This window comes from Streptomyces sp. NPDC055078 (assembly GCF_053607985.1).
On record NZ_JBSGUP010001092.1, the window covers coordinates 1 to 1463 of the forward strand.

Below are 1463 nucleotides of genomic sequence, written 5' to 3' on the forward strand. Positions count from 1 at the left end.
GGCGGCCGCGGGCGGCGCCGGACCGCTCCCGGCGGCAGCGGGCGCCTCGGCTTCGGTGGAATCCCCCTCGCCGGCGGGCGCTCCGCCCGCGACGGCGTCGGCGTACCGGTCGTCGCGCCCCGAGCCGTCGCGCGCCGAGCCGTCGGGCAGTGGGTCGTCGGGGTCCGCGCCGCGCTCCTTCAGGCGCTCCGACAGCCGGGCGAGCCCGGCGCCCAGATCGTCGAGCCACCCCGGCAGTCTGGCCATGATTCTTCCTCTTCCCCCCATCACGCCCTCCCCGGAGCCCCGGGACCGACGACGGTACACGCAACGGAGCCCCTCACCGTAGGGACGGCGAAGGGCTCCGGGGAGTTGAGCGTCAGACTGCGGCCCGCGAAGCGGACCCGGTGCTCAGTACCACTTGTTGGCCTGCCAGAACGACCACGCCCCACAGGGGCTGTCGTACCGGCTGTTCATGTACTTCAGGCCCCACTTGATCTGGGTCGCGGGGTTGGTCTGCCAGTCGGCGCCGGCGGAGGACATCTTGGAGCCGGGCAGCGCCTGGACGAGGCCGTACGCGCCCGATGACGGGTTCTGGGCCCGGTAGTTCCACGTCGACTCGCGCTCCACGATATTGCTGAAGCACTGGAACTGGTCCGCCGGGATCATCTGCCGTGCCATCGCCTTGACCTCGGCGACGGTGTACGAGCCCTTGGCGCTGAAGCTGGAGGCATCGCGCACGGAGTCGCGGCTGGCCCGCTCCCGCGCCTTCTCCTTGGCCTCGGCGGCCTTCTTTTCGCGCTCCTTCTTGGCCTGCTCCTGCTCGTCGGCGGCTTCCTTCTTCGCCTTCGCGGTCTTCGCGGCGTCCAGTCGAGCGGCTTCCTCAGCGGACTTCTTGGCCGTCGCGTCGGCGGCTGCCGCCTGTGCGTCGGCCTGCTCCGTCAGCGAGGAGACCTGGACCTGGGCCTGCTGACCCATGGGTATGTCAGCGAGAAGTGTCGCGTCGGAGGAAGCCGCCTCCAGGTTGTCGCCCGCGGACTGCGGGTTCCCCGAGGCAACACCTACGACGGCTCCGACGGTGGTGACCGCGGTGGCAGAGGCCACGGCGAATCCCCGGACCGAGATCCGGCTCACACGGTTTCCTTCCAGCATCGCCCGCACAGGTGACCCCACGGGCGAATCGTGCCCCTGGCACGGGCCTCCCACAGCATCGGGTCACAGGAGGCGCTGGCCCGTGGTCAACTCCCGGGGGAGTGGCCGGTGAAGCTCGCGGGCGGCACACGACGGCGTTTCTTGAGTTGTGAGTTGCTGAGCACCACGAGTGGTGCCGGAGTGTCGTGTGCGGGGCCTGACGGAAGCAAGACTTTGCCGGAACCTCGTACCGCGAGGCAATTATTCACCGGGTGTGAAAGCTCACATCCCGTTTGGTCCAGGAGTTTCACGGAAAAGGGCGCGCAGCACAGCGCCGCCCCGCTACGCTTTCG

At 69.7% G+C, this 1463-nt stretch carries 1 protein-coding gene and 1 pseudogene; both read right to left on the reverse strand.

The window, feature by feature from the left end:
- Positions 1 to 246 (reverse strand): annotated as a pseudogene (locus ACWF94_RS40395) (hypothetical protein); the annotation flags it as partial.
- 144 nt (positions 247 to 390) lie between these two features.
- Positions 391 to 1113, reverse strand: a complete 723-nt coding sequence (locus ACWF94_RS40400; RefSeq protein ID WP_453500271.1) for an aggregation-promoting factor C-terminal-like domain-containing protein — start codon at positions 1111 to 1113, stop codon at positions 391 to 393.
- Positions 1114 to 1463: the final 350 nt, after the last annotated feature.